Source organism: Pseudoalteromonas sp. 20-92, from assembly GCF_030847595.1.
Classification (GTDB): domain Bacteria; phylum Pseudomonadota; class Gammaproteobacteria; order Enterobacterales; family Alteromonadaceae; genus Pseudoalteromonas; species Pseudoalteromonas fuliginea.
Map to the genome: position 1 here is coordinate 1 of NZ_JANJGQ010000075.1, position 518 is coordinate 518.

General features: G+C 38.4%; 1 protein-coding gene. It reads right to left on the minus strand.

What is annotated here, in order from left to right:
- On the minus strand, positions 1–461 hold a 461-nt coding region (locus NRL14_RS20805), incomplete at its 3' end, for an IS110 family transposase (protein ID WP_306725518.1).
- Positions 462–518 lie beyond the last annotated feature (57 nt).

The following is a 518-nucleotide window of genomic DNA, read 5'->3' on the forward strand; positions in this document are numbered from 1 at the left end:
TTAACTGTTGGGTTATAACGAATTGCAAAATTAGCGGCCTCAGTAAAAGCCCACGCTAAATAACGATTACCATTCTTCTGATTCGTAGCGCCTTTTTTCTTTCCATTACTGTACCTTGCCCCTTTAACACAGCGACAATACGATGAGAAATTTCCTGGGCTATCAAAACGTTTAATCGTGCCGGTTTCTAACATAATAGTCAGTGCTAAAGTATTTCCAATTCCATCAATACTGGATAGGTTTATAAATTCAGGGGAGAGTGATGTTTGTTTTAAAATAGCGCCCTCTATCACATTAATTTGCTGTTGAGCACAACGTATTAATGAGAGGTTAGAAATGACTGACAGTGCTGTATTCATTGAGCTAAAGTCTGCGTGTACTTGCTCAGTATCAACGCCTTTTCTGATAGCAGCCATTTGCTTTATTTTGTTGCTACTGAGCTTATAACCAAGATGACGCATGTAACAACTTTGCACCGATAATAAGTTTTTAGTGGACTGTTGAACAATGTCCATTCG